The organism is Paenibacillus cellulositrophicus (assembly GCF_009363095.1).
GTDB lineage: Bacteria > Bacillota > Bacilli > Paenibacillales > Paenibacillaceae > Paenibacillus_AQ > Paenibacillus_AQ favisporus.
On sequence record NZ_CP045295.1, the window covers coordinates 1,220,289 to 1,246,394 of the forward strand.

31 protein-coding genes are annotated in these 26,106 nt (G+C 54.5%); 2 read left to right on the forward strand and 29 right to left on the reverse strand.

The annotated features are described in order from the left end of the window. Window positions 1-31: 31 nt before the first annotated feature. The 24 genes from recN to GCU45_RS05660 all read right to left on the reverse strand — a co-directional run bounded on the left by recN (window position 32) and on the right by GCU45_RS05660 (window position 19,469). Window positions 32-1,768, reverse strand: coding sequence for a DNA repair protein RecN (recN, locus tag GCU45_RS05545; protein ID WP_145158408.1), 1,737 nt, complete (start codon window positions 1,766-1,768; stop codon window positions 32-34). Window positions 1,769-1,810: 42 nt separating this feature from the next. Further along, window positions 1,811-2,260 (reverse strand): transcriptional regulator AhrC/ArgR, encoded by a 450-nt coding sequence (ahrC, locus tag GCU45_RS05550; protein WP_105444639.1) that lies wholly within the window; start codon window positions 2,258-2,260, stop codon window positions 1,811-1,813. Between the two features lie 30 nt (window positions 2,261-2,290). Next, on the reverse strand, window positions 2,291-2,773 hold the full coding sequence (locus tag GCU45_RS05555) for a hypothetical protein (protein WP_145158406.1): 483 nt from the start codon (window positions 2,771-2,773) through the stop codon (window positions 2,291-2,293). A gap of 187 nt (window positions 2,774-2,960) precedes the next feature. After that, a complete protein-coding gene (locus tag GCU45_RS05560; protein ID WP_152398332.1) occupies window positions 2,961-3,818 on the reverse strand; it encodes a TlyA family RNA methyltransferase in 858 nt (285 codons plus the stop codon). A 36-nt stretch (window positions 3,819-3,854) separates the two neighbouring features. Further along, window positions 3,855-5,762: a 1-deoxy-D-xylulose-5-phosphate synthase gene (dxs, locus tag GCU45_RS05565; RefSeq protein WP_152402819.1), complete on the reverse strand. Its 1,908-nt coding sequence runs from the start codon at window positions 5,760-5,762 to the stop codon at window positions 3,855-3,857. 118 nt (window positions 5,763-5,880) lie between these two features. After that, window positions 5,881-6,807 (reverse strand): polyprenyl synthetase family protein, encoded by a 927-nt coding sequence (locus GCU45_RS05570; RefSeq protein ID WP_181153020.1) that lies wholly within the window; start codon window positions 6,805-6,807, stop codon window positions 5,881-5,883. Next, window positions 6,779-7,042: an exodeoxyribonuclease VII small subunit gene (xseB, locus tag GCU45_RS05575; protein ID WP_076170021.1), complete on the reverse strand. Its 264-nt coding sequence runs from the start codon at window positions 7,040-7,042 to the stop codon at window positions 6,779-6,781. Before xseB ends, GCU45_RS05570 begins: the two co-directional genes overlap by 29 nt. Beyond that, window positions 7,032-8,396, reverse strand: coding sequence for an exodeoxyribonuclease VII large subunit (gene xseA, locus GCU45_RS05580; protein ID WP_076170020.1), 1,365 nt, complete (start codon window positions 8,394-8,396; stop codon window positions 7,032-7,034). The genes xseB and xseA overlap by 11 nt, the downstream gene beginning before the upstream one ends. A gap of 13 nt (window positions 8,397-8,409) precedes the next feature. Next, window positions 8,410-9,267 (reverse strand): bifunctional methylenetetrahydrofolate dehydrogenase/methenyltetrahydrofolate cyclohydrolase FolD, encoded by an 858-nt coding sequence (folD, locus tag GCU45_RS05585; RefSeq protein ID WP_152398333.1) that lies wholly within the window; start codon window positions 9,265-9,267, stop codon window positions 8,410-8,412. Between the two features lie 63 nt (window positions 9,268-9,330). Continuing rightward, window positions 9,331-9,774, reverse strand: a complete 444-nt coding sequence (gene nusB, locus GCU45_RS05590; protein ID WP_076170018.1) for a transcription antitermination factor NusB — start codon at window positions 9,772-9,774, stop codon at window positions 9,331-9,333. A gap of 166 nt (window positions 9,775-9,940) precedes the next feature. After that, the gene (locus tag GCU45_RS05595; RefSeq protein ID WP_076170017.1) at window positions 9,941-10,174 is read right to left on the reverse strand and encodes a DUF2273 domain-containing protein; all 234 of its coding nucleotides are present in this window, start codon (window positions 10,172-10,174) and stop codon (window positions 9,941-9,943) included. Between the two features lie 15 nt (window positions 10,175-10,189). After that, window positions 10,190-10,729, reverse strand: coding sequence for an alkaline shock response membrane anchor protein AmaP (amaP, locus tag GCU45_RS05600; RefSeq protein WP_152398334.1), 540 nt, complete (start codon window positions 10,727-10,729; stop codon window positions 10,190-10,192). A 78-nt stretch (window positions 10,730-10,807) separates the two neighbouring features. Next, window positions 10,808-11,215, reverse strand: a complete 408-nt coding sequence (locus GCU45_RS05605; protein WP_076170016.1) for an Asp23/Gls24 family envelope stress response protein — start codon at window positions 11,213-11,215, stop codon at window positions 10,808-10,810. A gap of 121 nt (window positions 11,216-11,336) precedes the next feature. Continuing rightward, window positions 11,337-12,680: an acetyl-CoA carboxylase biotin carboxylase subunit gene (gene accC / locus GCU45_RS05610; RefSeq protein WP_152398335.1), complete on the reverse strand. Its 1,344-nt coding sequence runs from the start codon at window positions 12,678-12,680 to the stop codon at window positions 11,337-11,339. Between the two features lie 28 nt (window positions 12,681-12,708). Next, the gene (gene accB, locus GCU45_RS05615) at window positions 12,709-13,206 is read right to left on the reverse strand and encodes an acetyl-CoA carboxylase biotin carboxyl carrier protein (protein WP_152398336.1); all 498 of its coding nucleotides are present in this window, start codon (window positions 13,204-13,206) and stop codon (window positions 12,709-12,711) included. Window positions 13,207-13,354: 148 nt separating this feature from the next. Further along, the gene (locus GCU45_RS05620; protein ID WP_152398337.1) at window positions 13,355-14,254 is read right to left on the reverse strand and encodes a SpoIIIAH-like family protein; all 900 of its coding nucleotides are present in this window, start codon (window positions 14,252-14,254) and stop codon (window positions 13,355-13,357) included. 49 nt (window positions 14,255-14,303) lie between these two features. Further along, window positions 14,304-14,942, reverse strand: a complete 639-nt coding sequence (gene spoIIIAG / locus GCU45_RS05625; RefSeq protein WP_105444633.1) for a stage III sporulation protein AG — start codon at window positions 14,940-14,942, stop codon at window positions 14,304-14,306. A gap of 16 nt (window positions 14,943-14,958) precedes the next feature. Continuing rightward, window positions 14,959-15,723 carry a stage III sporulation protein AF gene (gene spoIIIAF / locus GCU45_RS05630; RefSeq protein WP_152398338.1) on the reverse strand — a complete coding sequence of 255 codons (765 nt, stop codon included), beginning with the start codon at window positions 15,721-15,723 and terminating at the stop codon, window positions 14,959-14,961. Between the two features lie 15 nt (window positions 15,724-15,738). Beyond that, a complete protein-coding gene (gene spoIIIAE / locus GCU45_RS05635) occupies window positions 15,739-16,929 on the reverse strand; it encodes a stage III sporulation protein AE (RefSeq protein ID WP_105444631.1) in 1,191 nt (396 codons plus the stop codon). A gap of 17 nt (window positions 16,930-16,946) precedes the next feature. Continuing rightward, window positions 16,947-17,336, reverse strand: coding sequence for a stage III sporulation protein AD (gene spoIIIAD, locus GCU45_RS05640; protein ID WP_076170009.1), 390 nt, complete (start codon window positions 17,334-17,336; stop codon window positions 16,947-16,949). Window positions 17,337-17,348: 12 nt separating this feature from the next. Next, window positions 17,349-17,552, reverse strand: coding sequence for a stage III sporulation protein AC (gene spoIIIAC, locus GCU45_RS05645; protein WP_076170008.1), 204 nt, complete (start codon window positions 17,550-17,552; stop codon window positions 17,349-17,351). 14 nt (window positions 17,553-17,566) lie between these two features. Continuing rightward, window positions 17,567-18,085: a stage III sporulation protein SpoIIIAB gene (gene spoIIIAB / locus GCU45_RS05650; protein WP_076170007.1), complete on the reverse strand. Its 519-nt coding sequence runs from the start codon at window positions 18,083-18,085 to the stop codon at window positions 17,567-17,569. Next, on the reverse strand, window positions 18,078-19,121 hold the full coding sequence (gene spoIIIAA / locus GCU45_RS05655; RefSeq protein WP_244364449.1) for a stage III sporulation protein AA: 1,044 nt from the start codon (window positions 19,119-19,121) through the stop codon (window positions 18,078-18,080). Before spoIIIAA ends, spoIIIAB begins: the two co-directional genes overlap by 8 nt. 78 nt (window positions 19,122-19,199) lie before the next feature. Beyond that, window positions 19,200-19,469, reverse strand: a complete 270-nt coding sequence (locus tag GCU45_RS05660) for a YqhV family protein (RefSeq protein ID WP_373309594.1) — start codon at window positions 19,467-19,469, stop codon at window positions 19,200-19,202. A gap of 367 nt (window positions 19,470-19,836) precedes the next feature. Between GCU45_RS05660 and GCU45_RS05665 the strand changes: the two genes are divergently transcribed. Then, the gene (locus GCU45_RS05665) at window positions 19,837-20,574 is read left to right on the forward strand and encodes a 2-phosphosulfolactate phosphatase (protein WP_152398339.1); all 738 of its coding nucleotides are present in this window, start codon (window positions 19,837-19,839) and stop codon (window positions 20,572-20,574) included. A 75-nt stretch (window positions 20,575-20,649) separates the two neighbouring features. On the opposite strand, the gene GCU45_RS05670 is transcribed toward GCU45_RS05665, so the two are convergent. The 5 genes from GCU45_RS05670 to GCU45_RS05690 all read right to left on the reverse strand — a co-directional run bounded on the left by GCU45_RS05670 (window position 20,650) and on the right by GCU45_RS05690 (window position 24,978). After that, window positions 20,650-21,903, reverse strand: coding sequence for an aspartate kinase (locus tag GCU45_RS05670; protein ID WP_105444628.1), 1,254 nt, complete (start codon window positions 21,901-21,903; stop codon window positions 20,650-20,652). A 312-nt stretch (window positions 21,904-22,215) separates the two neighbouring features. Then, window positions 22,216-22,773 (reverse strand): elongation factor P, encoded by a 558-nt coding sequence (gene efp / locus GCU45_RS05675; protein WP_105444627.1) that lies wholly within the window; start codon window positions 22,771-22,773, stop codon window positions 22,216-22,218. A gap of 40 nt (window positions 22,774-22,813) precedes the next feature. Next, window positions 22,814-23,890, reverse strand: coding sequence for a M24 family metallopeptidase (locus GCU45_RS05680; protein WP_152398340.1), 1,077 nt, complete (start codon window positions 23,888-23,890; stop codon window positions 22,814-22,816). 50 nt (window positions 23,891-23,940) lie between these two features. After that, on the reverse strand, window positions 23,941-24,387 hold the full coding sequence (gene aroQ / locus GCU45_RS05685; RefSeq protein WP_116229636.1) for a type II 3-dehydroquinate dehydratase: 447 nt from the start codon (window positions 24,385-24,387) through the stop codon (window positions 23,941-23,943). A gap of 81 nt (window positions 24,388-24,468) precedes the next feature. Then, window positions 24,469-24,978, reverse strand: coding sequence for a YqhR family membrane protein (locus GCU45_RS05690; RefSeq protein ID WP_208837103.1), 510 nt, complete (start codon window positions 24,976-24,978; stop codon window positions 24,469-24,471). Window positions 24,979-25,107: 129 nt separating this feature from the next. Between GCU45_RS05690 and GCU45_RS05695 the strand changes: the two genes are divergently transcribed. Beyond that, the gene (locus GCU45_RS05695; protein WP_152398341.1) at window positions 25,108-26,103 is read left to right on the forward strand and encodes a DUF1385 domain-containing protein; all 996 of its coding nucleotides are present in this window, start codon (window positions 25,108-25,110) and stop codon (window positions 26,101-26,103) included. The last annotated feature ends 3 nt before the right edge of the window (window positions 26,104-26,106 follow it).

Consider the following 26,106-nt stretch of genomic DNA (forward strand, 5'->3'; position numbering starts at 1 on the left):
CCCGCCTCTAGGCTTTTATTACTGTCAATCATTACTCTGGTGCGGATTTGACGGCTTTCCGCTCGTCCGCCAGCTTCAGCATTTCTTGGGCATGATGGAGCGTTTTCTTCGTAATTTCCACCCCGCCGAGCATGCGGGCCAATTCTTCAACGCGGCCCTTCGTCGAGAGCTCTTCCACGCGCGTCATTGTACGTCCTTCATCCACATTCTTTTCGATTAAATACTGATGATCCGCCATGCAGGCCACTTGCGGAAGATGGGTAATCGAAAACACCTGGCAGGTCTCAGCCAGCTTGTTCAGCTTCTCGGCGATGGATTGTGCCGCTCTTCCGCTGACCCCCGTGTCCACTTCGTCAAAGATCAGGACCGGAATGCGGTCATGGCGGGCAAAGATGCTCTTCATCGCCAGCATCATCCGGGATAACTCACCGCCTGACGCGATCTTGCTGAGCGGCCGCAGCGGCTCGCCTGGATTCGGGGATATCATAAACTCAGCGGTATCAAGCCCCTGTCTGGTGAGCCGGATTTTCCGGCCGTCGACCTCGATCCCCCGCGGATCATCAAGCCGCTCCAGACGGACTTCCAGCGACGTTCGCTCCATGTGCAGGTCCTTCAGCTCGGCCTCGACCTGTCTGGCGAGATCTGCAGCGCACTGCTGCCTTGCTTCGCTTAGCTCCAGCGCGGATTCAACCAGTCCGTTCAGCAGTCCTTCCCTTTGGGATTTCAGCTGCTCCAGACGCTCATCCTTGTTCTCCAGCAGGCTCGTTTCCTGCAGGATCGACTCGTAATAGGCCAGAATCTGCTCCACACTGTCCCCGTATTTACGGCGGAGTGTGGAGATGAGATCCAAACGCTGCTCCACCTCTTCCAGCCGCTCAGGGTTAAACTCCACCTGATCCCGGTAATCCCTGAGCTGAAAGGCAGCGTCCTCCAGCTGGTAAAAGGCGGACTGCAGCTGCTCAAGTACCGGCCTCAGACCCTTCTCATCATACTTCATGACGTCTTCCAGACGGGAAATGGCCGTGCTGATCACGCTGATTCCCTGATGCCCGTTCAGCAGCTCATAGGATCCCGATACCGCATCCATCATTTTCTCGCTATGGGATAGCTTGACCCTTTCTTCGCCCAGCCATTCATCTTCTCCGGATTTTAATGAAGCGGCTGAGATTTCTTCCAGCTGGAAACGATAGAGATCGAGCATCTGATACGCTTTCTGGCTGGATTCCATCAGCTCGCGGAGCTCCTTCTCCACTTTGGAGAACGCCGCATACCGTTCCTGATATTCCCGTTTGATGGGTCCGATCAGCGTATCCCCGTAAGTATCCAGCAAGCTGAGATGCCTGTCTGCGCGCAACAGGTTCTGATGCTCATGCTGGCCATGAATGTTGACCAGCTGCTCGCCGACTTCCCGCAGCATCGTCAAGTTAACGAGCTGCCCGTTGATTCTTGACGTGCTCTTGCCCTGAGACGTCAGCTCCCTGCGGATGATCAAATGCTCTTCATGACTTCCTCCGACACCGATCTTGGCCAAGGCTTCCCACACGGGATGGCCTTCCTGCAGCTCGAACATCGCTTCAATCTCCGCCTTGTCGCAGCCGTAGCGGATCAAGTCCGCCGAGCCTCTTCCTCCGGCAATCAGCCCCAAAGCATCGATAATGATGGATTTCCCGGCACCAGTCTCCCCGGTCAGGACGTGAAAGCCGGGATGAAAATGGACGTCGACGGATTCGACGACCGCCAAGTTTCGGATACTCAATGTTAAAAGCATGATAAAAAGCGCACCTCCGCTAAGGCAAATCTATAATTTGTACTATGAAATAAAGCTGTTGATCATCTGGACCAGCCGCTCGCTGTCCTCATTCGTCCGGCAAATGATCAGCGCCGTGTCATCGCCGCAGATCGTTCCCATGATTTCGTTCCATTCCATGTTATCCAGTAAGACGGCAACGGCATTGGCCGTTCCCGGCAGGCACTTCATGACGACCAGGTTGTTCGTGTAATCGATGTGCACGAAATTGTCCACCAGCGCGCGCTTAAGCTTCTGAATCGGATTGTAGCGCTGATCCGTCGGCAGTGAATATTTATACCTGCCGTCATCCATCGGCACCTTGATCAGCAGCAGTTCTTTGATGTCCCTGGACACGGTTGCCTGTGTCACCTGAAATCCCGCTTCACGCAGAGCCTCCACCAGCTCGTCCTGGGTCTCGATCTCCCGCTGGGTGATAATCTCGCGTATTTTGATATGGCGTTGTCCTTTCATAGTGGCCTCCCAAAAGTTAGTTGCTCATATTTAATCATCATAACCATTCCAGTCCTCTTCATCCCAATCAAAATGAATACGCCGGATTTCCCCTTCGTCGGCATCGACGAAGAGCACGCCGCCTGAGCCCGGATACAGCAGAAAATAGGGCAGCAGTCGGTCGCGCAGACCGGATCCGGTCCATTCCAGGGGCAGACGCCTTCTGGCGACTTTCACAAGGTACAATACCTCGTCATCGTCCTTCACGACATAATCGATAAACAGGCGGCTGTGATATTCCTCCCCGTCCGCCTCAAACAGCAGCGGGATCTTGATTTTGCCGCCGATCACTTCATAGCCTGCCTCCTCCAGCAGATCTACCGCGGGATGGTCATGTATCTGTTCGTTAATCGGCATTTCCGGTACGCGGGCAGGCAGAGGGTTAAACAGCCATGATCTCAGACCGTACGCGATCCAAACGATCAAGAGCACGCCGATCAGCACCATGACCAGCAAGTCTGCACGTCCCTCCATCCTCATCACCTCGCCTTGGTATTCGCGGAAATGCGGAAGAATCCCTTTTTTAAATGTATAAAAATCCGTTTTTTCAATGTATAAACGCATATAAACAAGCTCATTATAACCCAAACAAACGTTCTCATCAATCGTTATTCCAAAGTTTTTGTTTCAGCAGAATGATGATCATCCCTACAAAAAGAACTCATCCCTTGGATGAGTTCCCTGTAAACGTATGGCGTGCCTGCGCAACTACATCAGAAACCAAAGCCTGCAGTTCTTCTTCGGTTACAGGTTGTCCTGCTGTATCCGATGGGCTCGCGGGCACATGCCAATGAGCGAGAAATTCGATATTTCCTTCACCGCCGGTGATCGGCGAAAACGTTATTCCTCTGAGAATAAAGCCTAACTCAGCGGCAAAAGACAGCACATTCATCAGCACCTCGCGGTGAACTTCAGGTTCCCGGACGACGCCGGACTTTCCGACCTTCTCCCTGCCGGCTTCAAACTGCGGCTTAATCAGCGCAGCCACGTCGGCCGGTTTGTTCAGAAGCGCCATCAGCGGGGGCAGGATGATGCGCAGCGAAATGAAGGATACATCGATGCTGGCAAAATCCGGGGAAGGGCCTTTCAGATCCTCGGGCGTCATGTAACGGAAGTTGGTCCGTTCCATCACGCACACCCGCTCGTCGTTTCGCAGCGACCAATCCAGCTGATTGTACCCGACATCAATGGCGTACACATAGCCGGCTCCGTTCTGAAGGGCGCAATCGGTAAAGCCGCCGGTGGAAGACCCGATATCCAGCATCGTTCTGCCGGTCAGATCGATCCCGAAGGTGCGGAGCGCCTTCTCCAGCTTCAAACCGCCGCGGCTGACATACGGATGCACCGCTCCCTTGACCCTAAGCGGCGTATCGCGCGGAATTTTCGTCCCCGCCTTTTCGACCGGTTCTTCTGCGGCTAAGACCAGCCCGGCCATAATCGCCGCCTTGGCTTTTTCCCGGCTCTCGTAAAAGCCCTGCTCAACGAGCAGGACGTCGATTCGTTCTTTAGGCAAATTCATCGTTATCTCCTGACTGCACGGCGATTTCGGCGTCCATTAGGAAGGAAACTGGGTTTTGCCGATCTCGTAAGGATGCAGGGACATCAGCTTTTTGATTTCGCCGACTACTCCTGCCGCCGTAAGACCAGTCTCCTCCCGCTGCTCCTTCACGCTGCCATGCTCGATAAAGCGGTCGGGCACACCCATCAAGGACACTTTCGTGTCAAATAGATGCTTCGAAGCATAAAACTCCAGTACGGCGCTGCCCAAGCTGCCCGCTTCGCTGGCTTCCTCAAGCACCACCATATTCGTGCCGTTCTCGGCAATCTCCAGCAGCATTTCTTCATCCAGCGGCTTCATGAACCGGGCGTTGACCACCTGCAGATGAATACCTTCCCGTTTCAGCTGGTCTGCTGCCTCGAGCGCAACCTGAACCATCGGGCCGCAGGCCAAGACGGCGTATCCTTCGCCTTCACGGACGGTTTCCCATTTGCCGATCGGAATCGGCACAAGCTCCTCGTCCAGATGAACCCCCAGGCCGTTGATCCGCGGGTAGCGGTAAGCAATCGGTCCGTCGTTATACTCCAGGGCGGTTTTCATCATATGTCTCAGCTCGTTTTCATCCTTCGGCATCATCATGACCATATTCGGAATGTGGCGCATAAACGCGATGTCAAACACACCCTGATGCGTCTCGCCGTCAGCTCCTACGAAACCGGCCCGGTCGATGGCGAACATGACGTTGGCGTTGTGGCGGCAAATATCGTGAACAATCTGGTCATACGCACGCTGCATGAACGTGGAATAGACGGCGAACACCGGCTTCATGCCCTCCATCGCCAACGCGGCGCACATCGTCGCTGCGTGCTGCTCCGCAATGCCGACGTCGATCATGCGGTCCGGAAACCGTTCGCTGAACGGAATGAGACCGGAACCGCTTGGCATTGCAGGAGTTACCGCAATCAGACGTGGATCCTGCTCGCCAAGCTCGATCAGCGTCTTGCCGAATACGTCGGTGTACATCGGATTGCCTACCGATTTGAGCACCTGGCCCGTTTCGATTTTGTATGGAGATGCCCCATGCCATTTATATGAATCCGCTTCTGCGGGTTTATATCCTTTGCCTTTGGTGGTAAGCACATGCACGAATACCGGTCCGCGCACGTTGTCGGCCTGCTTGAACGTTTCGATCAGCTTGTGGATATCATGGCCGTCCACTGGTCCGAGATAAGTTAAGCCCAGCTCTTCGAACAGCACGCCGGGAACCATCATGTATTTGAGGCTTTCCTTCAGCCTGGATCCGGTCTTGGCCAGCATGCCGCCGATCGCCGGGATCTTTTTCAGCATCATCTCAAGCTCGTCTTTTGCACGCAAATAATGGCGGTCCGAGCGGATTTTGCTTAAATAGTTATGCATGGCGCCGACGTTCGGCGCAATCGACATCTCGTTGTCGTTCAGAATGACCATCAGGTCCTTCTGTTCATGTCCGATATGGTTCAAGGCTTCGAAAGCCATGCCGCCGGTGAGCGCACCGTCCCCGATCATGGCGATCACTTTGTTGTTTTCCCCTTTTAAGTCCCGGGCAACGGCCATGCCGATAGCCGCGGACAATGAGGTGCTGCTGTGCCCGGCTTCCCAGACGTCATGCTCGCTTTCGCTGCGTTTGACAAAGCCGCACATCCCCTTGTATTTCCGCAGCGTGTCGAACTGATCCATCCGGCCTGTCAGCATCTTGTGAACGTAGGCTTGATGTCCTACATCAAAAATAAATTTATCGCGCGGGCTGTTGTAGCAATAGTGCAGGGCCAGCGTGAGTTCCACCACTCCCAGATTTGATGCGAGATGTCCCCCGGTGACCGACAGCTTCTCAATCAGAAATTGACGGATTTCGGCCGCCAGAGAAGTGAGCTCGTCAACCGATAGTGATTTCAATTGTCCTGGCTCGTTAATTTGTGGAAGCAGCACGGCAATCTCCCCGCTTTCCTTCGTAATTAGTGATATGGTTATCCATGACATTCTTCCATGATTAGATTCTTTTCGCCATTATATCATAAAATGCCCATCATACATAAAGCATCATGCTCTAATGGTCCCTGTGCATTAAATAATCGGCGATCTCCAGCAGGCGCTCCGGATCCTGAAAACCGGCGTTCAAGACAGCTGCTTTGGCTTCACGGGTCAGTGACTCGACCTGCTGCTGCGAAGCTTCCAGACCGATAAAATAAGGATATGTCACCTTCTCCTGCTTGATGTCGCTCTGTGTCTTCTTACCCAGTTTTGCCTCGTCTCCAACCAGGTCCAGGATATCGTCCTGAATTTGAAAGGCGAGCCCCAGGCGGCTGCCAAACGTACGCAGCGCTTCCAGCTCGCGCTCCGAGCCTCCGGCAATCCGTCCGCCGGCTAGGAGGGAGAAAATAATCAGATCGCCCGTCTTATGCTGGTGGATATACTGAAGATGCTCCAAATCCGTGACTCCCTGCTCCCCTTCCATATCGGCCGCCTGTCCGCCAACCATGCCTCTTGGACCGGCCATCTCCGCGAGGTCCTGCACAATGGCCAAAATCGGGGCCGCATCAATACCATGCTTCGCCGAGATTCGGGCGATCGTATAAAAGGCATGCGTCAGCAGGGCGTCTCCGGCTAGAATGGCGGTAGCTTCGCCATATACTTTATGATTGGTCAGTTTGCCCCGGCGGTAGTCATCATTATCCATAGCTGGCAAATCATCATGAATGAGCGAGTAGGTATGCACCATTTCAACGGCGCATGCCGCATCAAGGGCCGCCTCCCCATTACCTCCGAGCGCTTCGCAGGCCGCAATCACCAGCAGCGGACGGAGCCGCTTTCCTCCGGCCATCAAGGAATACGTCATGGATTCCTTTAATGAAGAAGGAACCTGCCAATGATGCGGCAGGCTGTCCTCCAACGAGGCGGTTACTTTCTCGGAAATCTGCTGCATGTATTCCTGGAACGAAACCCGGTCACTCAAAAACTTCACCGCCGCTCTGATCGAGCTGTCCGCCGCCGAACGGCTTCTTGCGAAGCTCCCCATCCTCTTCAACGATCATCTCGATTTTCCGTTCCACCTGTTCGAGCTTCTGCCCGCACAGCTGGGACAGCTTCATCCCCTGCTGGAACAGCTCGATCGCCTTTTCGAGCGGAACGTCGCCGTGCTCCAGTTCTCCGACGATATCCTCGAGCTGAATCATTGCGTCCTCAAAGCTGAGCTCTTTTTCATTCCCCATGTTCCTGTGCATCCTCCTTCAGTTCCCATACCTGGCAGGATAACTGGCCGTCGTTCACTTTGATCTGGACCACATCGCCAGGCTGTACCTCATGAATCGATTTAATTAAACGCTTCTCCTGCTCGTCATAAACGAGGCTGTAGCCGCGGGCCATAACCTTCAGCGGACTGAGGGCGTCCAGATGGCGCACGCCGGAAGTAAGCTGGGATTTCTTGTCTTTCAGTATGTTCTGCATCGACTGAAGCAGCTGCCGGCGCGCCGCATCGTTGCGGCTCCGGGCCCCTGTCAGCTGCTCCTGCGGATTGTACCGCATCAGCGCATGGTACATGCGGCTTCTCTTTTCCCGGTTCAGCTGCACCCGGGAACGCAGGTTGCCGCTCAGCCGCTGGCGCAGCATATCCAGGCGCTCCGCATGCTGCAGCATGTAGCGCCGCGGATGCAGCAGCACGGGCGAGCGCTGCAGGGACGCCAGCTGCTGGCGGCTGCGCTTCACCCGCTGCTGAAGCAGCTGGAGCAGCAGCCGTTCCCGCTGCTGAAGCCGCGCCTTCAGCTCGCCTGCATGCGGCACGGCCAGCTCCGCGGCCGCGGTCGGAGTCGCCGCTCTCAGGTCTGCGGCGAAGTCCGCGATCGTAAAGTCGGTTTCGTGCCCGACGGCCGAAATGACCGGGATATGCGAGGCGCGGATCGCCCGCGCGACCATTTCTTCGTTAAAGGCCCACAGCTCCTCCAGTGAGCCGCCGCCGCGGCCGACGATCAGCACGTCCGCTTCATCCAGCTCGTTCATCGTGCGAATGGCCTTCACGATCGAAGGAGCAGCCCCTTTTCCCTGGACCAGGACAGGGGCGAGAATGATCCGCGCCCGCGGGTAACGCCGCTCAAGCGTCGTCATAATATCGCGTACTGCCGCACCTGTCGGCGACGTGATGACGCCGATCGTCTCCGGAAACTCCGGAATCGGCCGCTTGCGGTCTGCAGCAAACAGCCCTTCTTTCTCCAGCTTTTCCTTAAGCTGCTCGTAAGCCAAATACAGGCTTCCGATCCCGTCGGGCTGCATTTGGGTGGCATAAAATTGGTACTGTCCGTCCCGCTCGTATACCGTTACGTTCCCTCTCGCGATGACCCTTGAGCCTTCCTTGGGGCGAAACGGCAGCCGCTGGTTATGGGAGGCGAACATGATCGCTTTAATCCGGCTCCCTTCATCCTTGAGCGTGAAATACATATGCCCGCTGGAATGGTGGGTAAAATTCGATATTTCCCCCCGGATCCATACGTCGGACAGCAGACTGTCCGAGTCCATCTTCATCCGGATATAACGGTTCAAGTCCTTGATTGAAAAAATACGCTGCGGCTCCATGGCATCCGCTCCGTTATGCCAATCCGTGGTGGCGTTTGGCCGCGATCAGGGTGTTCTGCATCAGCATCGTAATCGTCATCGGTCCTACGCCGCCAGGCACCGGCGTGATCGGGCCCGATACTTCCTTAACGCTTTCGAAATCCACGTCTCCGGCCAGCTTGCCGTTCTCCAGCCGGTTCATGCCCACGTCGATGATGACGGCACCCGGTTTCACAAAGCTTGCATTGATGAAATTGGCCCGACCGATCGCAACGACCAGAATGTCGGCCTGACGCGCAATGTCCGCCATGCCGATCGTCCGGGAGTGGCACATCGTCACGGTCGCGTTTTCGCGCTGAAGCAGCAGCGAAACCGGCTTGCCGACGATATTGCTGCGGCCGATGACGACGGCATGCTTACCGGCCAGCTCTACACCCGCACGCTTGATCAGCTCGATGACACCTGCCGGCGTGCATGGAAGAAGGCTGTCGTCTCCGATGACCAGATTGCCGACGTTTACCGGATGGAATCCGTCAACGTCCTTGTCTACCGCGATCGCGTTAATGACTGCCTTCTCGTCAATATGCCCGGGAAGCGGCAGCTGGACGAGGATGCCGTCAATGGTGTCCTGCTTGTTCAGCTTGTCCACCAATGCAAGCAAATCCTCCTGAGTCGTCGAAGCCGGAAGCCGGTGAACCTCCGAATAGTATCCGAGGTCGTGGCACGCTTTTTCCTTGTTTCGCACATAAACCTGGGAAGCCGGGTCCTCTCCTACCAGCACGACGGCAAGCCCCGGAGTGACGCCTTTGGCGGCCAGCTCCTTGACTTCGGCGGCAATTCCGGTCCGGATATCCTCAGAAACCTGTTTTCCATTGATAATAGATGCTGTCATGTCGCTCTCTCTCCCCTATGTTTTAGATTGGCAAAGCGGACGGCTAAGCGTCCTTATGCAAGACTATGACTTCAATTGATCCAGCTCGCGGATCATGTTCCCCAGAACTCCGTTAACAAACTTGCCCGAATCCTCGGTTCCGAAATGCTTGGCAAGCTCGATCGCCTCATTGACGGCAACCTTGGCCGGCACGTCGTCGCGATACAGCATTTCATAGGCGGCGAGGCGGAGGATTTGGCGGTCCACCTTGGAGAGGCGGCTCATTTGCCAGCCCTTCAAATAATTTTCCAGCAGGTCGTCCACCGCTTTTTTGCTGCCCCAAATGCCATTTACGAGCCCCAGCACAAATTCCTTCAGTTCCGCTTCATCGGTGATGGTCCGCTCGGTATCATTTTCTTCGGCGGCATCCTCCAGCAGCATTTCCAGCGCTTCTTCGCTTGTTGCTTCGTTCATTTCCATCTGATACAGGCACTGAACGACCAGCTCCCTGGCTACACGTCTTTTCATCATGTTCCTCCTAGAACCTTGAAATTTCCTCTTGTCCTTATTATGGGTCACCGCGGGAATAAAAACATCGTGATTTGCACAAAAAAAAACCGTGAGCATGTCAATCTCCAGAATATGGGCTTCAAGAAGCTGCAGCTCTTTTTCCGGAGAAAGGCATATCACGGGTTCATTTGAACGGGCGCCAGCGCTCGGAGAGCCACTGACCCATTTCCCGCCAGCGGAAAAAGGAATCCATTCGCAGATCCTTTCTCTTACCGGCAGAATATCCTATGAACACTACCAATGCAAAGAACAACATATCCCAAAAACCCGCAAACAAATAAATAAAACCGAAAAAAATACCGCCGGCAATACCGGTAATCCGTCCTTTGTGACTCTCCCAAATTTCTTTCCAGATCACTCGGAGAATTCACCTCTATTCCACTCTACTCTTGATCACTGGTGCATGGGCCACATTCGCTATATATACCGCCACGTTAGAGACCGGAATGCCCGTCGTTTCCTGAAGGTGATCATGAACCTGCTTCTGCACGTCGGTGGTCATGGCCGGGATGGACACATCGCCGTCAACGACGGCGCGAATCATGATTTCTAGACCCGCTTCCGTCACATGGATCCTGGCCTTCAGGTCCTTGACGCCACGCACCCGCGAAGCCGCCTTGAGGCACAGGTTCTCGATCGTCTCCACCGAGATCTGAATGTCGCCGAATTCGGTCCTCTGGTCAATGGAGTGGACATGCGTTCTGTCCGGGCGAATCGAGATATAGAAGAAGCGGATACTGAGTAAAAAGAGGATTACCGCCGCCACGATGACCGTCAGCTGAAGCTCGGCTGTGTTCAGCAGTTCATCCGGAGCCGGAACCAAATCACTCATGAGGAGGATGGCAAATACACATATTACTCCGATACTCAAGCTGTAAATAAACAGCAGAAGTCTGTCCAGTATCTTAGCCACGAACAGCACAGCCTCCTTAAATTAGAGTAAACCCTCGACATTTCGGGTGTCGGGGGTTATGGTGACCAATTGAATCCTTTATTTTACGCGCTGACTGTAATCAACGTCTTCGGCTCTCTCCGCGTTTTTGAAGTAAACATCATGGATATGCACATTGACTTCAATGACCGTAAGGCCTGTCATCATTTCGATGGAGCGCTTGACATTGCGCTGGATTTCCGTCGCCACTTCCGGCAGGCGGTTTCCGTACTCGATAATAACCGAGACGTCGACAGCCGCTTCGCGCTGGCCGACTTCCACCTTCACGCCTTTGGACAAATTTTTGCGGCCAAGCAGCTCGGCGATGCCTCCGGCAAATCCGCCGCTCATGCCGGCGACGCCCTTCACTTCCACCGTAGCCAGACCCGCGATCACTTCAATCACTTCAGGTGCTATTTGAATTTCACCGATGTCCGTACGTTCAAATTCACTCGGTAATGTGCTCATCCCTGAATCAACACACCTTTCAGATAATATATAAAACCGCTTCAGACGAAAGCAGGATTGCCCCTAATCATTCATACTATACCATTTGGGGAACTTTATGACAAACAATCCGAAGCAGGCGTCAGATTTCGTTTTCCTCCAAAAACTTGATGTCAAAATCGCCGCGGTTGAACACCGGATGCTCCATCAGCTTCTGATGGAACGGAATGGTGGTATGCACGCCCTCGATGACGAATTCGGACAGCGCCCGCTTCATCTTGGCAATCGCCTCCTGACGCGTCGGCGCCCATACGATCAGCTTCGCGATCATGGAATCGTAGAACGGAGGAATGCTGTAGCCCGGATAGGCCGCGCTGTCCACCCGTACACCAGGACCGCCCGGTGGCAGGTAAAATTGGATTTTGCCCGGAGCCGGCATAAAGTTGCGGTCCGGATCTTCCGCGTTGACGCGGCATTCGATCGACCAGCCGTTAATTTGAACGTCTTCCTGCGTAAACGACAACGGATGACCTTCTGCGACCGAAATCATTTCTTTGATCAAATCCACGTTGGTGACCATTTCCGTAACCGGATGCTCCACCTGAATGCGGGTGTTCATTTCCATGAAGTAGAACTGGCCGTCGTTGCCGAGCAGAAACTCGAGCGTGCCCGCACCGGAGTAGTTAACGGCAAGGGCGGCGCGGACTGCGGCTTCACCCATCCGCTGACGAATGTCGGGGGACAGCACCGGACAAGGCGCTTCCTCGATCAGTTTCTGGCGGCGGCGCTGCACAGAGCAGTCGCGTTCGCCCAGGTGAACGACGTTGCCGTGATTGTCGGCAATCACTTGAATCTCAACGTGCTTCATGCCGGTCAAATATTTCTCCAGATAAACGCCGGCATTGCCGAACGCCTTTTGGGCTTCCTGCTGTGCCGCCGTGATTTGCTTAATCAGCGCCTGCTCGTCCTCAGCGATACGGATTCCTTTTCCGCCGCCGCCGGCCGTCGCTTTGATGATCAATGGGTAGCCGATGTCCCGGCCGATCATTATCGCCTCATCCAGATCCTCAACCAGGCCGTCAGAACCCGGAATAACCGGCACGCCGGCGCTCTTCATCGTCTGCTTCGCAACCGCTTTGTCGCCCATCTTGTTGATGGCGTCGGCCGAAGGTCCGATAAAGGTAATGTTGCAGGACTCGCAAATTTCCGCGAAATCGGCATTCTCGGCGAGAAATCCGTATCCGGGATGAACGGCGTCGCACTCCGTCAACGTGGCGACGCTCATAATGTTGGTGAAATTCAGGTAACTGTCTTTCGAAAGCGTAGGGCCAATACAGTATGCCTCGTCCGCCAAACGGACGTGCAGCGCTTCCTTGTCGGCCTCCGAATAAACCGCAACGGTGGAAATGCCGAGCTCGCGGCAGGCCCGGATAATCCGGACTGCGATTTCACCGCGGTTGGCAATCAGAATTTTTTGAAATTTCATGCAAGTAACCTCCTCCATTGTGCGGTGCCTATTCCGACTTCACCAGAAACAGAGGCTGCCCGAATTCCACCAGTTGTCCGTTCTCCGCAAGAATCTCAACGATGGTGCCTTTTACTTCTGCTTCGAGCTCATTCATCAGCTTCATCGCTTCAATAATGCAAACCGTCGTTTTCTCGTCAACGCGGTCACCGACGCTGACAAACGGCGCGGCGTCCGGAGAAGAGGCTTTGTAGAACGTTCCTACCATCGGGGAGACGATTTTATGTAGTGAGGAAGAAGCCGCATCCGGTGCTGCCTGTCCTGCTGCAGGGGCCTGCGCATTATCGGCGGGTGCCTGTACGTATTGCGGTGCCTGCTGTACGGCAGGGGCCTGTACAAATTGAGGCGCAGCCTGAACGCTAACCACTTCGGTTTTGCCCGGCTTGCGGATGGAAAGGCGTGCTCCTTCTGATTCAAGTTCAAGTTCATGTACGGAGGTCTCATCGACCAGCTTGATCAATTCTTTTATCTCGTTCAATTTAAACATTCGCAATTCACTCCTTCAGCTGCGTGGAAGCCGTGGCTTCGGACAATTCATACACATAACGATAAGTATTATAACATAATCGGAAGAAATGGAAAGAGTCCTGGGCTGTCCCGGACTCTTTCGACGATATTTCTGTTTTTCCGCCATTTTACTCGGAAACGACTTTCACGCTGACTTTGTCCTGGGTTACTTTCAGCTCTTCCATCACCAGCTGAACGATGCCCGCTGCCTGCTTGGCATCCATTTTGTCGCTCAGGACGAGCACTTGGTACTTGTCGTCATTTTCCTTCACGAATGCGTTAGCAAAAGAGAATTTTTGCTCCAGCTCTTCCTCGATGCTTTCGATGATCGTCTCTTTGTTTTCGAGCGCCTGCAGTTCCTGGCTCGCCTTGGCCGAAGCTTCGCTGTCCTTGCTCATGTCATTGATCGCCGCCATCAGGTCGTTTGTTTTTTGGGCATTCGTCTGCGACCGCTGCCATTGAAGAGATTCGAGCATGCTGCTGCCTGTCGAAGCCTGGGAAGCCACTTCCTTCAGGATCTCATCGTCCGTTTTCTCCGTGCTTGCGGTTGTCTTGCCGGCGTCTGTTTTACTTGTGGATGCCGTTTTATCGTCCGCAGCTTTGTCAGTTGTCGCGTCGCTCTTTTGTCCGGCGTCAGCCGTATCCTTGGCTGTGTCTTTGGCTGCGGCGTCCTTATCGGCCGTGCTGCCAGCAGCTGCGGTATCCTTCGTCGCATCCTTAGCCGCGTCTTCTTTCGACGTATCCTGGGCTGTATCCTTCGCGGCGGAACCGTCGGCCTTGCCCGCATCCGCGGTTTTGTCACCCGATTGGCCCGATGTCACGACTTCGTCTACGACAACCCCGTTGTCTTTGCTGCCGGCCGAGGCCGTCGTCTTGGCGTCTTTGTCGGTCTTGCTGTCCACCTGCTGGCTGTCGGCGACCGGCGTCTTCGACGTCCCGGAGTCCTCGGTAAACAGATAATATGCGGACAGGACTACCATCAAACTGAGCATCGACACCAACCAAATCGTTTGTCTTTTACTGTTCATTCGTTAAATCCTCCTCATAAGTCAACTGGATTATATCGGGGAAATCGGCTTACCCCTGCTTGCGCGGAACGACGGAGATCCGGTAATCCGGTACGTTCAGGCCTTTTTCCACCGCGTCCACAATCAAGTTGCGAACCACTTCGTTCTCTGCACCTTTGGCTACGATCAGCACCCCGCGAATTTGCGGCTTTACCTTTTTCGTAATGATCGGCGTCTGCGTTCCCGACTGCTCGTAGGTGACGATCTCGCCATCCCGGGTATACTGGGTCGTATGGCGCTGACCGCCGTTCGCGTCGTTTTCTTCCGACTGCTGCTGGGAGTCTTTCACATTCCGTTGATAGACGATTTCCTCCGTGGAATCCACCGTGACCATGACGTCCACCGTGCCTACGCCAACGATTTTCTCCAAAATGTCCTTCATCCTGCCTTCGGCCGCTTCCTCAATCGCTGCAAAGTCCGAAGTCTGACCTGCCGAGCTCTGGAACGTTTCCTGGGACTCAGCCCCAGCCGGAGGCTCCCTCCCTATGTTTTCGTTATCGAGTTTCTTCACATTGACAAAGGAGTTGAACAGCACGATTGCCACCCCGATCAAGCCGACGATAATTAGCCACCTGAACGTATGTACTCGCTTCGTCCCTCCCTGTCCGCCCCCCAGCCATTGCTCGAGCTTCTTCAGCCACTTCCCCATCGTTTCACCTCCGCCTTCATAACCGGGACTCCTGCCCGGATCCGCTTCGTACCGTGATCACTTCCGGATCGATATTCCATTCGCTTGCCAACAGCTTGCGGACTTCGCCGGCGCTCTTGTCATCCACAGCGCCTGCGGCCTCCTGCGCTTGATCCTCACCCGGATCAGAATTCATTTGATCTGTTCCAGCCTGCTTCTCATCCGGCTCAATCGTGACCTGCACGTGAACCGGCTTCACCGGCTCGATCTGGATGCCGCTCTCCCCCTGGGTGCCGCCCGAACTGCCCGAATCGCCTTGCGAATCCCTCATTGTAACGGTGACTGCGCTAATGTGTGGCTGTGACTGACCGGCTCCGGCATTCGGATCGTCGTTAGACTGCGGCAGCCCCAGCACAACCTGCACGTTCGCGGGTTCTTCACCGGTTTGCTGCTTGATCTGTTCCTTCATGGTGGAAGCGACCTGCTCTCCCGCCCACTGGAGCGTTTGTTTCTGCTGCCGGTGCTTGATCTGTTCGGCCTCGTCCATAATCTGCTCGAGGCTGGTTTTGGAGCTGCTGCCGCCCGGCTGCCGGTCCATCCGGCTGATCGCTGCGCTCAACTTGTCGAGCGGCGCGTCTGTCACGATCCGGATCAGCGGATTGAGCAGGGTGACCAGCACGAGCAGGCTCAGGACCAGCTTGACGTAGCGTTCCATGGATCTGCTCGGCAGCAGCATGTCGACGAAGGTGGCAAGCAGCACGACCATGACGACCTCTTTCAGCCAGTTTCCAAGCCATTCCACGGGCTTCCTCTCCCTTCACCGCATCATGACGGTCACATTGCCAGCCGTCAGCATGATGGTGATCGCCAGGAAAAACATCAGTCCGACCGCCGCCAGAGCGGCAAAGACGTAAATCATGCTTTTGCCGATCGTGTCCAGGCAGGCGGTGATCGGGGAATCGCCGAGCGGCTGCATGATGGCTGCCGATACTTTGTAGATCAGCGCAAGCGTCAGGATTTTGATGGCCGGAAAGGCGCAAAGGAACAGGATGATGATGACGCCTGCCAGACCGATGGAGTTTTTCACCAGCAGCGATGCCGAGATCACCGTGTCCGTCGCATCCGCAAACATTTTGCCGACGACCGGAATGAAGCTTCCGGAGACGTATTTGGCCGCCCGGATCGTCACCCCGTCGGTGATGGATCCCGTGATTCCCTGCACGGAGATAACGCCGAGAAAGATCGTCAGCAGCACCCCGAGCAGCCCCACGCTGATATTGCGCAGCAAGTTCGCCATCTGCGTCAGCTTGTACTTATCCGACAGCGAGCTGACCAGATGAAGCACGGCAGAGAAGAAGAGCAGCGGAAACACCATGACGTGGATCAGCGTTCCGATCGTATTGATCATGAAGATGATCAGCGGATGCGTAACGGACACGGTGACGATGTTGCCCATCGAAGCCAGTAGCGCGAACAGTAGCGGTACCATCGCCATCATGAAGTCGATCATCCGGTCGATCGCCTCTTTGGCATAACCGATCGCGACGTTGAAGCTGTTGATGGCCAGCACGATGATGACCATATAGCATAGGGCGTATGCGACTTTGCTCACCGTTTTCCTCTCAAAAGCCGCCTGAAGCGTCTCCAGAATCATGCTCATGATGCTCAGGATGACGATCGTGACGAGCAGCTTGCCGTTGTACAGCACCTCATGCCACATAAAGGTCCCTGCCGCGGTCAGCACCGATTTGAGGCTGAAGCCGCTGCCGCCGGGAAGGAGCATATCCATGAAGGATGGTGTTTTCTGGTCCGGAAAAAATCCCCCGTATTCCTTCATCAAGGTGTCCCAGTACTTCTCCACCTGATCCTTCGGCAAATTCTCCGCCTGGCTCTGGATCAGCTGATCCGTGGGTGAAGCCGCAAAGACCCGGGTGATCCCTGCCACCATGAACACGATAAACAAAATAACAATGTGCATCTTGTCCGGCAGCCTCTGCAGTCCCGGCATGTCTTCACCCCTCTCCTTCAGGCTGGCAGCAGCTTAAGCACCGTTTCGATGATAATGCCGATAATGGGGATAGCAAGCACCATGATCAGCACCTTGCCCGCGAGTTCGATTTTGGAAGCGATGCTTTCCTGCCCGGCGTCTCTGACGAGCTGCGCCCCAAACTCGGCGATATAAGCGATCCCTATAATTTTCAGTATCGTTTTCAGGTAGATCATCTGGACTCCCGATGCCTCGGCCAGCCGCTGGAGCTCCTGGATCACCATACCGATTTTGCCGATCAGGAACATGAAGATCAGCACGCCGGTCGCGGCGGCCAGGACGAAAGCGAACATCGGCTTGTGCTCCTTGATGACGAGGATCAGAATCGTGGACAGAAGCCCAAGGCCTACCACTTGAATAATTTCCATGGTTAGCAACCCCTACTGGAACAAAAAGATAGTTTTGATCTCCTGCAGCAGGTTATCGAGCAGCCGGACGACCATGAACAGCACCACGACAAAACCAATGACCGTCACCCAATGAGCCATATCCTCTTTTCCCATTTGCTTCAGCACTGTGTGAATCATGGCAATGATGATGCCGATTCCCGCAATCTGGAAAATTGCGTTCACTTCAAAGTTCATTCCTAGGCACCTCGCTAAAAGATCAAAATAACGATCAATGCTCCGATGAGCAGCCCGAGACTTTTACTGATCTTCTCGTATTTGGCCTGGTCGTCCCTGGCTGTTGCTTCTTCATGCTTCAACTGCTCGACGGCCAGCTGGATGTGCTTGATTTGGTCCTGCCGGTCGCTTGTCCCGAGCGTGAAGCTGAGCTGATGCAGCACCTCGCGTTCAGGTGCCTTCATGGAGGTCCGCTTCCAGTTCTCATGGAGAGAACGCTGGAGACTCTCCTGGGCGGTCAATCCTGTGGCCGGCCCCATCTCACGTGCTGCATTCAGAAAAAAGGTATGGAGAGGCTCCCGCATTTGATCCGCTATTTTGCGAAGTGCTTCCGGAAGTGGGGTAAATCCATAGGTGATTTCGGTCGACAGCCGCTGCAGGGCCAGGATCAGCTCCCGGATCTGCTTCGGCCGGCTGGCAAACTGCCTGGCCTGATGGAATCCGGCCAGTGTGCCGGACAGCAGAATGAGCACGGCGCCAAAAAGCTTAAGCAAGGAAGTTCACCCCTCTCTGGCTGCCCGTCTGAAGCTGCAGCGGCCGGTGCTGCTGGTCGAGGATCCGGCAGCTTAACCCTTGTGCCTTCCTTTTTAAAAGAACGTACCTCTCAAACATTCCGGTTTCTATGAGCCCGGCCAGGGCAGGCCGATGCTTCAGCTCTTCGATGCCGCCGGCATGCGCCGTGGCGACGACCGTAATGCCCGCATGCAGCGCCTCCGTCACCGATTCGGCGTCCTCTCCCCGGCCGATCTCATCCACCATCAGAACATCCGGTGACATGGACCGGATCATCATCATCATGCCTTCCGCCTTTGGACAGGCATCCATCACGTCGGTGCGTGGTCCGACGTCAAAGCTCGGCACGCCTTTGAGGCAGCCGGCGATCTCGGAACGCTCGTCGACGATGCCCACCTTCATCCCCGGCAGGCTGGATTTGCCAAGCCCGGGGAGCCCGCTGCTGATCTGTCTCGCCAAATCCCGCAGGAGGGTCGTCTTGCCCTGCTGCGGTGCCGAGAGCAGAAGCGTATGCCGAATCCTGTTTCCTTCCCTATCGATCAGAAAGGGGAGGATGCCGTCAGCGGCACCCTTCACTTCCCGGGCAATCCGCACATTGAATCCGCTGATATCGCGGATATGCTCGACATGTCCGGCGTGAAGCACAGTTCTTCCTGCCAAGCCGATGCGGTGTCCGCCGGGAATGGTGATAAAGCCTTTGCGTAGCTCTTCCTCCATCGTGTACAGCGAATGGTTGCTGATCAGATCGAGCAGCCTTCGGCTGACCTCCCGCTGCGGCTTGTACGCCTTGTCCGCATCCAGCGTCAGCGTGCTTTGTCCCGTAACATAGTGGTGTGAGCCTGCGCCGTTGATCTCCAGCGGCCTGCCTTCACGGATGCGTACCTCCTCCACGACGCTCAGAATATGGTGAGGGAGCTGGTGAAGGATCGATTTGACCGGCTCCGGAAGTAACTCCAGCCAGTTTGGATTTGTAATAGGACCACCCCCGTGCTGCCTTTCTCCTGCAAGCTTGTTCAACTTCTGATGGATAAACTACTAGATGTTTTCTTACTTATGTCTATGCTTGGCCCCTAAATTTATGACCACTGTAATCTATCATTTTTTGAGAATGCCGATTAAGAGACAGGACACGCCGAAAAAGATCCACGCCATCTTTCCCCAGGAGAGCTTATCGGCCACGCCGATGAGCCCGATGGAAGTCGTCAGGATGAGCACCGTCGGCCCGACGAATGCCAGCAGGGAATTGACCGCCAGCGCCTTATCTACCTGAGCGAGCTTTAGCATCAGCAGCGCGGCGGCGATTTCCAGGCTTCCGGAGATAAAACGCAGCGTAGCCATGCTGAGCACGAACTTGTCCACTAAAATGACCCCCTTTTGCGAGATTGTACTTCTAACCTCATAGATATGCGGGACTCTCTCTTTTTAGTTGTCTTTTACAAGAAAGATACGGAAAATAACTTGGCAAAACGGAGCTGCTTCACTGATTATCAAAAGAGTCATGACAAAGCCTCTATTTAATAACTCCTATATTCGGAACAAAATGCTCCGGGCTTGCATATATTGTTTGATGAAATACCTATCCGCTTGTCAGTTGCCTGGGTTGGATCCGTCTGCAGACAAACTGCCTGCATCCGGCCGACCAAGAGAGGACCGTTCAACCATCGGCATCTTCAGGGCTAAGCAGCTGAAAGAGGTGTCGTATTATTTACAGATGCATAAGGAGGATTTATCCATGCGGGTGGATGTCATTGCCAATGTGGACGAAGTGAGATCGGAGGAGTTTGTGCACAAGAGCGCCGTTGTGATTGACGTGCTGCGGGCAACCAGTACGATGATCACGGCTCTGGCCCAAGGCGCTACCGGGCTGATGCCCGTGGAGACGGTTCCTCAAGCCCAGCAGATGAGGGGAGACCAAACGTTTGTCGGTGGAGAACGGTATTATAAAAAAATCCCCGGGTTTCAGGCCGGGAATTCGCCGCATGATTATATGACCACTGAGGTTGCCGGAAAGCTGGTGGTGCTGACCACATCGAACGGGACCCGAGGGCTGCTCAAATCCCATAAGGCCGCCAGAATATTTGCCGCTTCATTTATGAATGGGACGGCCTGTGCGTCAGCTCTGTTATCGTTCGGGAAAGATGCCATCCTGCTGTGCTCGGGATGCCGCAACGATTTTTCGCTGGAGGATGGCCTGTGCGCGGGAATGATCATCGATGCGATGGAGTCCATTTCGGAAGCGCCGCTTCAGCTGAATGATCTGGGCCTGGCGATGAAGCATGCGTACCGGCAGTGCAAGGGATCCCTGTTTGAAACCGTAATGGAAGGATGCGCAGCGAAGCAGCTGGTCAAGCTGGGATTTACGCATGACGTCGAATACTGCACAGGGATCGACACGGTCCCTGTCGTGCCGTATGCCAAGTCGGAAATGATCCTGACGCCGTTGTTCGCAATTGCTGCGGACCGCGGATAATCCGAGCCGCGCTGAAATAAACAAAGCCGTCCCTGCTGTGGGGACGGCTTTTTGTATGAGTATTTGCATTCAGACCTAGCGGCGGTCCTGTGGGCCTCCCACAAACACCTGCGCATCGGTATCGAGGTTGTAGGCGGTATGAAGCGCACTGACGACCTGCTCCAGATTGCCGCCTTCGATGACGCAGGACGTTTTAATCTCGGACGTGCTGACCATTTTAATGCTGACGCCCTGCTTGGAAATGACATCGAACATTTCGGCGGCAACGCCGGGATGGCTGATCATGCCCGCACCTACGATCGATACTTTGACCAGATTGTCTTCCGAGGTGACTTCACGGTACGGAAGGGTGGATCTCAAATCCTTGATGACTTGAAGTGCCTGGCCGCTCTCCGACAGAGAGGTGGTAAAGGAAAAGTCCGCCTTGCCGTCCTGAACGCCGCTCTGCACGATGATGTCCACGTTGATGCCAGCGCCGGCGAGCGCTCCGAACACCGTGGCAAGAACGCCGGGAACGTCTTCCACTCCCAAAATACTGATTCTGGCCACATTTTTATCATAAGCGATACCGCTTACCACTACTCCCTGCTCCATGCTGGTTTCCTCCTTCACAACCGTGCCTTCATTATAGTTAAAACTGGATCTGACGACGAGCTTCACCTGGTGATGCTTCGCGTACTCCACCGCGCGCGGATGAAGAACGGCCGCCCCCAGGTTGGCCAGCTCCAGCATTTCGTCATACGAAATTTCCTCAAGCTTGCGGGCGCATTTCACGATTCGCGGATCGGTCGAATAAATGCCGTCCACGTCGGTATAAATCTCGCACACGTCGGCGCTAATCGCCGCAGCCAGCGCAACGGCTGTCGTATCGGATCCCCCGCGGCCGAGCGTCGTGATTTCCCCTTCTTCGGTCATGCCCTGGAATCCGGCCACGATCACGATGTTTCCTTCCTGCAGGGCTCCAATCACCCGGTCCGGAACGATATCCATGATTCTCGCTTTGCCGTGCACCGGCTCTGTCCGGAATCCCGCCTGCCAGCCTGTCAGCGAAACGGCGCTGCGGCCGAGCTGATGAATGGCCATCGACAGAAGCGACATGGAAATCTGCTCCCCGGTGGTCATCAGCATATCCATCTCACGTGCAGGCGGATTTGGATTGAGCAGCATCGCCTGATCGATCAAATCATCCGTCGTATCCCCCATCGCGGAAACGACTACCACACACTGGTGTCCTTCGTCCTGTTTCTCGACGATACGCCGGGCCACGCGCTGCATGCGCTCAATATCTCCGACGGAACTGCCTCCGAATTTCATGACGTACAGTGACAACTTCGATTCACTCCCCACTCATTGTACAACTGGGCATTATGCAATCATTTCCCACGCCGGTAAAACCGCCCGATCCTATTTCTATATGCGATCAGCACCCTTTTCGCCAATAGACTGGCCATGGTGAAAAAAGCAGGATCTCATGTTGCAAAATGCTGACAACTGTCTAATTTTACGCTTTAAACTAGTATAATACGAAAGTACGCCCGATTGTTAATGTTTTTTCATGGGATTATACAAAAAATCCTCCTTTCGGAAGGAAAGGAGGATCGGCTTAGCCCTGTCGGGTGTTAAGCAATTCTATCGCCAGCTTTACGCGCGGGAGATATATTTGCCTTCACGGGTGTCGATCAGAAGCACATCGCCTTCATTGATGAACAAAGGCACCTGAACGTTCAGGCCGGTTTCCAGCTTCGCGTTCTTCGTCGCCCCTGTAGCCGTATTTCCTTTAATGCCCGGCTCAGTTTCAACAACCTTCAGCTCGACGCTGGTCGGCAGGTTGATCCCGAGAATTTCGCCCTGATAGCTGACGATGTTCACGTTCATGTTCTCTTTGAGGAAGTTCAGTTCCCACTCCAGCTGGTTGCTGTCCAGGGTGAACTGGTCGTAGGTTTCGTTGTCCATGAACGTATGCTCTTGACCGCTTGCATACAGATAAGAAACGCCGCGGTTTTCGATGATGGCACGGCCGATCGTTTCACCTGCGCGGAATGTGCGCTCAACGGTGTTGCCGTTACGGAGGTTTTTCAGCTTCGAACGTACGAAGGCTGCCCCTTTACCCGGTTTAACGTGCTGAAAATCGAGAACGGTAAAGATGTCGCCATCGACTTCCACCGTCAGACCTGTTTTAAAATCGTTAACTGAAATCACTGAAATGCCCTCCTAAAGGTTTAAGTATATATTGCATTTATCACGCCGGTAATACGGTGAAATCTTTAGACGAATGCGTCAAGATCACAATTCCCGTCTCCGTGATCACAATATCGTCTTCAATGCGCACGCCACCGAGACTCGGCAGGTAAATACCCGGTTCCACGGTCACGACCATACCCGGCTTAAGTACATCGTCGCTCAGCTTGGATAGGCGAGGCATTTCATGAACCTCCATGCCGAGGCCGTGCCCCGTGCTGTGGCCGAAATTGTCGCCGTAGCCGTACTTCGTAATGATATCGCGTGCAAGCGCGTCCGCTTCGCGGCCGGTCATCCCCGGCTTGATGTTCTGAAGTGTGTGGAGCTGGGCTTCCAGCACAATGTCATAAATTTCTTTAAGCTTCGGATCCGGATCCCCGATCGCAATCGTCCGCGTCAAATCGGAGCAGTACCCGTCAAGCAAGGCGCCGAAATCGAACGTGATGAGCTCGTTTCCGGCAATCACCCGTTCGCTGGCAACGCCATGCGGCATGGCGGAACGTTCTCCAGATGCGACGATCGTATCGAAGGAGGATGAAGTGGCACCGTGGCGGCGCATGTAAAACTCCATCTCCAGGTCGACTTCCCGCTCCGTCATTCCCGTCCTGATAAACCCGAGAATATGCTTGAACGTATCGTCGGCCAAGTCCGCCGCTCTCTGCATCACCTTCAGCTCTTCTTCATCCTTGAAGATGCGAAGCTTCTCCACAAGGCCGGAAACTGGCACGAGCTGGATTGGCTTAAGCTGCTCCGCGTAAGCGGTGTATCCGGCAAAAGATACGTCATCCTGCTCGAAGCCAAGCTTGCCGATGTTTGCGGAAATCAGCAGCTCCTTTACCGTTTCCGTTACCTTCGGCCCGTGCTCGACGATCGTAAATCCCTTCGCTTGCTGCGGTGCCTGGGTCATGTAACGAAAGTCGGTCAGCAGGTACGCATCATGCAAAGTGATGAGGACGTATCCCGATGAACCGGTAAATCCCGTCAAATAACGGCGGTTGATGGAACTGGTTACAAACATGGCTTCCACATTGGATTGCTGCATCGCTTCACGCAGCTTGTTCACTCGATTGATGCTCATCGTTACACTCCTCTCTCATGTACAGCTTTCCCCGGGGAAAGAGGCAGCGACTACTGTCCCTGACTTTCCAAGTGGCGCAGCAGTGCCATCATGCCGAGTTCATAGCTGACAGCGCCGAATCCGGCAATTTGACCTACGGCCACGGGAGCAATCACGGAAGTATGGCGGAACGTCTCCCTTGCGTGAATGTTCGACAAATGGACTTCCACCGTCGGAATTTTAACGGAACTGATGGCGTCCCGGACGGCATAGCTGTAATGAGTCAGCGCGCCCGGATTCAGAACGATGCCGTCGGCATGACCCAACGCAGCGTGGATCCTGTCAATGATATCTCCCTCATGGTTGGACTGATAAAATGTGACGGACACGCCCAGGGCCTCCGCTTTCTCAAGCAGGCCTTCTTCAATCGACGCAAGACTTTGAGAGCCGTACACGCCAGGCTCCCGGAGTCCGAGCAGATTCAGGTTCGGTCCGTTGATCACCCAAATGGTTCTCAAAATGGTATTCCCACCCTTTGTCGTCAAATAACCATCTGCTATTTTAACATAGGGGATGTCTTCTTGAGAAGTTTTTTTGCTCTAGTGCGCCTTGGCCCTGCCGGGTTCCCGTTTGCGCTCATCCGTAAATTCGAAAGCCGCCGTGTATCCGATGAACAGTCCCCACAGCAGGTACAAGCAAAATTCGGTGATGATCGTGTTCCATGTCAGATGGTTGAGACGATTCATCATACCGAGTGCGGGACCCGCCACAAACAGGACGGCCCACCAGCAGATACCGTATACGATACCCGGCCACGGACCGGCCAGCTTCCGGAACAGCAGCGTATAGATGACGGCCGCGACCATGGAAAACACAATAAAAAAAAGCCAGCCAAGCAGATCTCCTGACCCGCTTTTCAAAAAAGAATGCTTGAAGAAAGGCTCGGCCAAAAAGGCCGGGATGACGATGGTGAAACGCAGCCAATGGAAAACCCAGTGGACCGCCCCCCAGAGCAACCCGGCAAAAAAGCCGAGCTCCAGCGAAAAGCTGAGCGGATTGGTATGGCCAGTATTCGTATGCTGCCGGATGGCAGCTCCCTGTGAACTCACTTAGAATATCACCCTTTTTGTTTTTCTTAGTATGTTCATTTGGGCCCGGGGCTAATCCAACTAGAAATCGCACGGGAAATTCGTTACAATAAAGGCATCACAACTAATCATTCGGGGAAGGTGAATTGTTTGTCGGAGCAATCCAAAACGGTCAGCTACGGTGGCCAAGCCGTCATTGAAGGCGTTATGTTTGGCGGTAAGCACGTCAATGTCACCGCTGTGCGGCGGAAGAATCAGGAGATTACATTTTTGGAGGTGCCGCGCGAGGATAAGCCTTGGGTCGGCAAATTGCGCAAAGTCCCTTTCCTTCGAGGTATTGTCAGTATTATAGATGCAAGCGCCAAAGGTACGAAGCACCTGAATTACTCGGCGGAATCCTACGCGGATGACGAAGTGGAGCCGGAGGAGCGCGCCAAGCAAAAGCAGAAAGAAGAATCCGGCTGGAGCTTAGGGATGATTATCGGCGTTGCCGCAGTCGGCGTGCTTTCGTTTCTCGTGGGCAAGCTGGTGCTGACGCTGGTGCCTGTATTTTTAGAGAATTTCATTTTCGGCAAGATGTTTGACAACTATATCCTGCATAACCTTATAGAAGGCGGCATTAAACTGCTGCTGCTGCTCGTTTACCTATGGGGCATTTCCCAGACCCCGGTGATCAAGCGGTTGTTCCAGTACCATGGAGCGGAGCATAAAGTGATCAGCACCTATGAAGCGGGTGAAGAGCTGACGGTAGCCAACGTGCAAAAGCACAGCCGTCTGCATTACCGCTGCGGCAGCAGCTTCATGATGCTGACGATCGTACTGGGCGTACTGATTTATTCGCTCGTTCCGTGGGATAATATGACGCAGCGGGTTCTGCAGCGGATCATTCTGCTTCCGGTCGTCATCGCCATTTCGTTTGAGTTTCTGAAACTGACCAACGCGCTTCGCGACGTACCGGTGCTGCGGTATCTCGGTTACCCGGGCCTTTGGCTGCAGCTGTTGACGACGAAGGAACCGAAGGATGACCAGGTTGAGGTGTCCATCGCCTCCTTCAACCGCATGCTTGAGCTTGACGCCCAGATGGAGAAAGCTCCCGGGGCGGAACAACCTGTGAGAAACGGAGTCTTGGATCCCCTGAAAGGATGAGAT

What these genes read in the sequence shown, in the direction of transcription:
- GCU45_RS05555 (WP_145158406.1), bottom strand. Translation starts at nt 2,773, where the DNA reads ATGGAGGGACGTGCAGACTTGCTGGTCATGGTGCTGATCGGCGTGCTC.
- xseB (WP_076170021.1), bottom strand. Translation starts at nt 7,042, where the DNA reads ATGGGGAATGAAAAAGAGCTCAGCTTTGAGGACGCAATGATTCAGCTC.
- ahrC (WP_105444639.1), bottom strand. Translation starts at nt 2,260, where the DNA reads ATGAAAGGACAACGCCATATCAAAATACGCGAGATTATCACCCAGCGG.
- GCU45_RS05560 (WP_152398332.1), bottom strand. Translation starts at nt 3,818, where the DNA reads ATGAATTTGCCTAAAGAACGAATCGACGTCCTGCTCGTTGAGCAGGGC.
- recN (WP_145158408.1), bottom strand. Translation starts at nt 1,768, where the DNA reads ATGCTTTTAACATTGAGTATCCGAAACTTGGCGGTCGTCGAATCCGTC.
- folD (WP_152398333.1), bottom strand. Translation starts at nt 9,267, where the DNA reads ATGACAGCATCTATTATCAATGGAAAACAGGTTTCTGAGGATATCCGG.
- accB (WP_152398336.1), bottom strand. Translation starts at nt 13,206, where the DNA reads ATGTTTAAATTGAACGAGATAAAAGAATTGATCAAGCTGGTCGATGAG.
- nusB (WP_076170018.1), bottom strand. Translation starts at nt 9,774, where the DNA reads ATGAAAAGACGTGTAGCCAGGGAGCTGGTCGTTCAGTGCCTGTATCAG.
- accC (WP_152398335.1), bottom strand. Translation starts at nt 12,680, where the DNA reads ATGAAATTTCAAAAAATTCTGATTGCCAACCGCGGTGAAATCGCAGTC.
- GCU45_RS05665 (WP_152398339.1), top strand. Translation starts at nt 19,837, where the DNA reads ATGCGGGTGGATGTCATTGCCAATGTGGACGAAGTGAGATCGGAGGAG.
- spoIIIAC (WP_076170008.1), bottom strand. Translation starts at nt 17,552, where the DNA reads ATGAACTTTGAAGTGAACGCAATTTTCCAGATTGCGGGAATCGGCATC.
- xseA (WP_076170020.1), bottom strand. Translation starts at nt 8,396, where the DNA reads ATGGAGCCGCAGCGTATTTTTTCAATCAAGGACTTGAACCGTTATATC.
- spoIIIAG (WP_105444633.1), bottom strand. Translation starts at nt 14,942, where the DNA reads ATGGGGAAGTGGCTGAAGAAGCTCGAGCAATGGCTGGGGGGCGGACAG.
- spoIIIAE (WP_105444631.1), bottom strand. Translation starts at nt 16,929, where the DNA reads ATGCCGGGACTGCAGAGGCTGCCGGACAAGATGCACATTGTTATTTTG.
- GCU45_RS05620 (WP_152398337.1), bottom strand. Translation starts at nt 14,254, where the DNA reads ATGAACAGTAAAAGACAAACGATTTGGTTGGTGTCGATGCTCAGTTTG.
- GCU45_RS05605 (WP_076170016.1), bottom strand. Translation starts at nt 11,215, where the DNA reads ATGAGCACATTACCGAGTGAATTTGAACGTACGGACATCGGTGAAATT.
- spoIIIAD (WP_076170009.1), bottom strand. Translation starts at nt 17,336, where the DNA reads ATGGAAATTATTCAAGTGGTAGGCCTTGGGCTTCTGTCCACGATTCTG.
- GCU45_RS05680 (WP_152398340.1), bottom strand. Translation starts at nt 23,890, where the DNA reads ATGAGCATCAATCGAGTGAACAAGCTGCGTGAAGCGATGCAGCAATCC.